4 protein-coding genes and 2 rRNA genes are annotated in these 6640 nt (G+C 42.5%); all 6 read right to left on the minus strand.

Going from position 1 to position 6640, the window contains the following annotated elements:
* Positions 1-440, minus strand: a 440-nt coding sequence (locus PHF79_03595; protein MDD5318866.1) for an FtsW/RodA/SpoVE family cell cycle protein, incomplete at its 3' end; no start/stop codon positions are given.
* A gap of 39 nt (positions 441-479) precedes the next feature.
* Positions 480-1271 (minus strand): hypothetical protein, encoded by a 792-nt coding sequence (locus PHF79_03600; protein MDD5318867.1) that lies wholly within the window; start codon positions 1269-1271, stop codon positions 480-482.
* Positions 1272-1545: 274 nt separating this feature from the next.
* Positions 1546-1654 (minus strand): 5S ribosomal RNA (gene rrf / locus PHF79_03605).
* A gap of 805 nt (positions 1655-2459) precedes the next feature.
* Positions 2460-2609 carry a hypothetical protein gene (locus PHF79_03610; protein MDD5318868.1) on the minus strand — a complete coding sequence of 50 codons (150 nt, stop codon included), beginning with the start codon at positions 2607-2609 and terminating at the stop codon, positions 2460-2462.
* 110 nt (positions 2610-2719) lie between these two features.
* On the minus strand, positions 2720-3289 hold the full coding sequence (locus PHF79_03615) for a hypothetical protein (protein MDD5318869.1): 570 nt from the start codon (positions 3287-3289) through the stop codon (positions 2720-2722).
* 47 nt (positions 3290-3336) lie between these two features.
* Positions 3337-6640 (minus strand): 23S ribosomal RNA (locus PHF79_03620); the annotation flags it as partial.

Below are 6640 nucleotides of genomic sequence, written 5' to 3' on the forward strand. Positions count from 1 at the left end.
ACGATAGCATAAATACCCGAAACAATAATGTGCCTAATATTGGCAATCTCAATGTGGCGTTTGGAAAAATATTTAGCCAACATTAGGATCAAAATAATTTTCAAAGGATCAGAGGGCTGGATGGAAAAAAAGCCAAGGTTGACCCAGGAGCGGGCGCCGCGCGACGTATGTCCAAGGGCAAAAAGCGCGATGAGCGCGGCGCACGAAACTCCATAGAGAGCCACAAGCACCGACGTTCTCCTCAAAAAACGGACGTCTAAAAAGCTGACCCCAAAAAGGACGGCTAGGGCCACCGCAATCCAAATGAGCTGACGATTGAAGAAACCTTCCTGCCCGGTAAAAGAAGCCATGGTCACGAGCCCTGCACAAAAAATAGGGATTAGCGCCAGAAAAAGCGTCCAGTCAATTGAGGCATACAGTGTGCGCAAACGTTCTGTCATAATGTAGATAATTTTAGTCGCGGTGGATAATTAAATTTACTAGTGAATAGTAAAAGGAAAACGAGGAACAATTTCTATTTTTGAGACCGCCGAAGAAAAACCCTTGGGCCAAGTAAAAATAACGGGTTGAGAAGAATTTCTAGCTAAAGAGTCCACAATGGTCTGAGAAGCGGCCATGGCATTTCCATCCATATCATATATTACCGCCACCACTTCAATATTACTGAAATCCTGAATTGAATCATTGCGGATAGATGAAGAAAGTCGTGGACTGGTGCTGGCATCTAAAAGGACTGTGTCGTTGACCTCAAACTGCACCGGCTGATCGGTAAACCTATGCCAGAGTCCATTAAAGGTCGATGGGCTCCCATCTCCAAACTCAAAGAAGACCTGAGCAGGCACGCGCTGGCCAACATTGACTGCCGCCTCAAATATTGGAAAACTTTTATTCGGAGGAATTGAGGTCTGACCTTCACGGGTGGCGATCAAAACATTATTTACATCGTACACTTTAAAGGAATACGAGATAGGCTCAGAGACATAATTGATGTTTGGATTTTGAATATACGCTACGAGATTGTAGACTCCGTCGGTCACCTTAAACGCTCGACTCCACACCGCGCTCGGTACATTTTTAATATCGTTTGGACAGACTTTGTTGCAGACGCCACCGCAATCTATACCTGTTTCGTTTTGGTTTAAAATATTGTCGTAACAGGTCGGGGTTTTTTTAATAAAAATATAGTAGACGGGCAAAGCTGAGACGACAATAAGCACCCCGACAACAACGGATATATAGGTGACTTGACGTTTGACAGCCCAGGAAGACATGGAAACATTTTAGCACAAAACTCCCCAAACAATACTCTCTCGGACCCGCATAATTTTCTGCTGAAAATTTGCTCTGCTCGGGCCAAGCCCTGCGCAATGTCCTCTAGAGCATTGTTTGGTCCACATTATGCTAAAAATAAGTAAATAAAAAACCTAGAATGTATTTGAGAAATGCCTTGCACAGGAGCTTGGCTCCGAGCAGAGCGGCCGGCCAGCAGGCCGGAACGCGTGCAGTTCGAAAATACATTCTAGGTTTTTTTGATTGAATCCTTTGTTCTGGCGACAAGCTACTTTCCCCTCCAAAAGAGTATCATCGCCTCAATGGGTCTTAACTTCTGAGTTCGGAATGAGATCAGGTGTAACCCCCACGACAAATCACCAGAACAAAATATTCAATAAAGAGCAGCCCCTGTATTATTTTTTCAGGCCAGACCCCGCCCAACCCCTGCAAAAATAATACAGGGGCTGCTCTTGCTAACCAGGTAAAAAAACGTAAAAATAACTGTGACTTTCAAATTTCCTAATAGGAATCGGCGCATTAGTACTCCTCGGCTGAAACGATTACTCGTCTTACACCTAGAGCCTATCAACGTGATAATCTCTCACGGGCCTATAACGATTTCTTATCTTGAAGCTGGCTTCACGCTTAGATGCCTTCAGCGTTTATCCATTCCCGACTTAGCTACTCTGCGATGCCCTTGGCAGGACAGCAGACACACCAGAGGTCAGTTCACTCCGGTCCTCTCGTACTAGGAGCAAATCTTCTCAAAAATCAACGCCTGCAGTAGATAGGAGACCAACCTGTCTCACGCATGAATTTCACACATTCCTGTGTGCATTGGACTATATCATCATCTTTTTCCGCAAATAAAATAAATTATTTACGAAACTAAGATGGTTAACGTGTAGTCTCTACGGGTAAGGGAGCGAAGCGACACTTATGCCGAGTCTTCGAGGCCTCTTCCCTCGGTATTGGCCTTCTCTCTATAGGAGAGCTTGGGCTTTCACCGATATAAGTTAACTTGGATCGATATATATTTCTACACATGACCGCCGTGAATTTATACTTGTTGGTTTCCTTTATATTTTTCAATATTCGAAAAGACTAAATAACAGTTTACAAATTTTTATTTGTATAATTTTTCTCTGAGGGCTCAGATTGTTGAAAATTCAATTACGTATCACTTTTTACGCATTACGTATTAATTTCTCAACGGTCTGAACCCAGCTCGCGTAACTTTTTAATTGGCGAACAGCCAAACCCTTGGGACCTTCTCCAGCCCCAGGATAAGTTGAGCCGACATCGCTGTCGTTTACTTCCACTATTACTAGTGGCATGGACTATATCTTCATCCAATGTACTTATAAATACATTGGAGCTCGGCGTGTTAGCATGAGAGGCATTTTCCTCTCACACTCCGACCAGTTAAGGTCAAGTCTCTACAGGGTCATATCTCGATTTTGTATTTCATTGATGGAATTATGTAAGGTTTTACTAGATTTCTAAATTGAGCAAGACTAGATTTCATAAAGCGAATTCGCTTATATACTTTGTCTTTATTCAATCGAGCATCTATGTTGAATGCTTTGAGTGTATCCAGCAATCTCATTTGATCTTCTAGACCAAATTGCTGAGTATTAAGATATACATCACATTCCCTACATTTACTTCCATCATCCATAAACCATACCGCCAAAGAAAGTGGACTTATAATTAAATCATTTGGAATAACTTTCTTTCCATTTTGATAAAATCTTTTTTCTAATTGAGTAAGCTCTGGAAGCTGTTTCGTATAAAAACGATATGCTGTCCTTACTTTATCAATTATCCTACTTTTTGGCCCACTTACAGTAATCTCTTTAAGAATTTCGTACTTCCAATCAACATATTCTTTCTGTTTGATTGAATGATTAATTTCCAAGAAAGAATTTTTTCTTCCTGGAATAGTGCGAATATACCCGTCGCCTAAAAGCGACCCGATAATTACTGCAAGTTGTATTTGAGATAGACTTCCCACGGTATTGTCCTTGTAAATAAAATTATATTATAAGGAGTTCACCGTTATAAGCCAAGTTGTTTTTGTATGACATTACTGTCATAGGCACCCCGATGTGTTAAGGTGCCGAACTGTGCCGTCGATTTGGACTCTTAGGCACAACCAGCCTGTTATCCCCAGAGTAGCTTTTATCTGATGAGCTCCCGCCGCATCTAATGCGAACGGTCGGATCACTATGTTCTGCTTTCGCACCTGCTCGGCATATCCGCCTTACAGTTAAGCTGGCTTGTGCCATTACACTATCGGCACGGTTTCCATTCGCGCCTAGCCAACCTTAATAAACTCCTCCGTTACCTTTTAGGAGGATAGCGCCCCACTAAAACTACCCGCCAGATACTGTCCCTCGTCGTTTTTGCCGTCGAGGTTAGAACGTATGTTTGTACAGAGTGGTATTTCACTGACGACTCCAGACTAACCGAAATCAATCCTTCAAAGTCTCCCACCTATGCTACGCAGTGAAAACATACGGCCAATACCAAGTTGTAGTAAAGCTTCTGGGGTCTTTTCGTCTAACTGCAGGTAAGCGGCATCTTCACCGCTATTGCATTTTCACCGAGCAAATCTCCGAGACAGTTCCCCAGTCATTACACCATTCGTGCGCGTCTGAACTTCATGTATTCCCCTTATTTTCATAAGGGCATAGACTATATCTTCATCTGAATAGATGTGCGTAGCACCTCCTTTGAATATTTCCGTTTTCCAGAACTGTTCATTAGAAGCGCATTATCCACAATTTCTTGGAATCCAAGTACATCAAGATGCTTAAAGTTTTTCATTAGTCCACAAATTTTTTCAAAGATTAAAAAATCTTTTTGCTTTGCGGATATAAGCGGAAAGGATTTAAAATGCGGAATTACTTTTTCAAGTAACTCTGTCAGACTTCTGATTTCGTATTTGAGAGTTTTATCAGCAGTATTCTTGCGAATATTGCCGCATCCAAAATATTCCATCATAAGATCCAATACTTCTCGTCGATCAAAATTTTGAGCAACAGCAAAGCTTGGTTTTACTTCCCAACCTACATTAAGTTTTGGTCTGATGGAAAAAGACACACTGAAGCATCCTTCCCCATCAACATATCCTGAGATATAGTTTCCCAGTTCTCTTTTCAGCGTTGGCGTATTATAGTTCTCAATCATTTTTTTATTATACTTTATATAAGATAAAATTTTAATAAAAATTTAAATTAGGACACTATCTTCATTATTATCAAAATTATTTGACAATAACTCCAGTCGTTACGGGGTCAATCTAGTTAAAGACGACTTCCCACGGTATTATCTTGCTTTCATTGCATATGGCCTTGAACCATTGCTCCAGCGAGGACTTCACCGTTATTAGCCAATTTTCGTACAGAGATCACTCTCTGCACTGGCAATTCAATTACCAGACAAGGAATTTCGCTACCTTAGGACCGTTCATTTTTTCTTCTAAACTCTAGAAGTTTTTGTTAGCTCATAGTTTCTTATGAGATCGGACTATATCTTCTCTTAAAGAGCCGTCGACATTTCAATGTGACTCTTAAGTGTCTAACGTATAGTCTCTGAGGATTTTCCATAGCTTATGCTTTAGGAATCTTTCCTGCTGATTGTCCAATCTATTAAATTTTCATACCACTCAGCTTATTCTTTCGAATTACTGTTTGGGTTTTAATAGCTTTAGGAGTTTCCAGCATTTAGTTAGATTTTTTTGCGTAACTACAACGGTCATGTCTATAGTTACGGCCGACATTCACCAGGGCTTATAACAGTCAGCTGATATCTTGCGATACGTCACCGCCGTTATTTGACCTTCTGGCATTGGTCAGGTGTCACCCCCTATACATCCTCTTACGAGTTCGCAGGGAGCTGTGTTTTTGGTAAACAGTTGCCAGGGATACTTTCGTTGAAGCCCCTTGAGTTAACAAAGGGCAAGCCTTATTCCGAAGTTACGGCTGCTTTTTTGCCGAGTTCCTTGGAGATCTCTCACTCGTTCGTCTTGGTCTACTCGACCTGATCACCTGTGTCGGTTTGCGGTACGGTTTCAACGTGATTAAGCTTAGAGAATTTTCTTGGAAGCGTGCTTTACCAGATTTGATAGAGGCGAACCTCTACCATTTTCGCTGTGCTTGGAATCGCAATTAAATGCAGTGTCCGGATTTACCTAGACAGCTTCCTCACACCACGAGCGCAAATCCATAATGCGCCCAGCATACTACACTCCGTCCTCCCATCGCATCACGCCAAAGTCATGGAATATTAACCATGTGTCCATCGGATCCGACCCTCGTCATTTCCTTAGGCCCGACTAACCCTTCGCTGACAATCATAGCGAAGGAAACCTTGATCTTTCGACGTGCGGGTATCTCACCCGCATTGTGGTTACTTGTGCCAACATTCTTACTTCGCAACGCTCCAGTATGGGTCACCCCTTTACCTTCATTGCAGATGCGAACACTCTCCTACCGCTCCCATTTTCCGAAGAAAACGAAAGCCCTCAGTTTCGGTACTATGCTTAGCCCCGTTCATTTGCGGCGCAAAATCTCTGGATGAGTGAGCTGTTACGCTATCTTTAAAGGATGGCTGCTTCTAAGCCAACCTCCTCATTGTCCATGAAATTTCACCACCTTAAGTACACTTAGCATAGATTTAGGGACCTTAAATAGAGATCAAGGGCTGTTTCCCTTTTGACTAGTGGAGCTTAGCCCCCACAGTCTAACTGCCAAACTATAACTCTCAGTATTCGGAGTTTGATAGGACTCGCGAGATTTCTCCCTGTCGAGTCCTTCCAGTGCTCTACCCCTGAGAGGAACATTTGACGCTAGCCCAAAAGCTATTTCGGAGAGAACCAGCTATTACCAGGCTCGATTAGCTTTTCACTTCTTACCACATGTCATCCGAATGCGTTGAACGACATACCGGTTCGGGCCTCCATGATTCTTTCGAATCACTTCACCCTGCACATGGCAAGCTCGCACTGGCTTCGGGTCTGATGTGTACTACAAACGCACTATTAATACTCGGTTTCCCTATGGCTCCATCCTTTATGGGGACTTAGCCGGGCAGCACACATCAACTCGTTGGCTCATTCTTCAATAGGCACGCCGTGACGGACAGAATTCAATAAACAAAGCGTAATGCGTAAAGAGTAAAAGGGAACAATCTCCACAATTACTTATTACGTTTTACTTTTTACGTATTAAATTCTGCCCGCGCCGACTCCTTGTAAGCATATGGTTTCAGGTCTATTTCACCGCCCTCAACGGGCTGCTTTTCACCTTTCCCTCACGGTACTAGTTCACTATCGATCACAAAATGTATTTAGCCTTAGCGG

It is taken from the genome of Candidatus Paceibacterota bacterium, assembly GCA_028714275.1.
In the GTDB taxonomy this organism is placed as follows: Bacteria; Patescibacteriota; Minisyncoccia; order Phycocordibacterales; family CAINVO01; genus CAINVO01.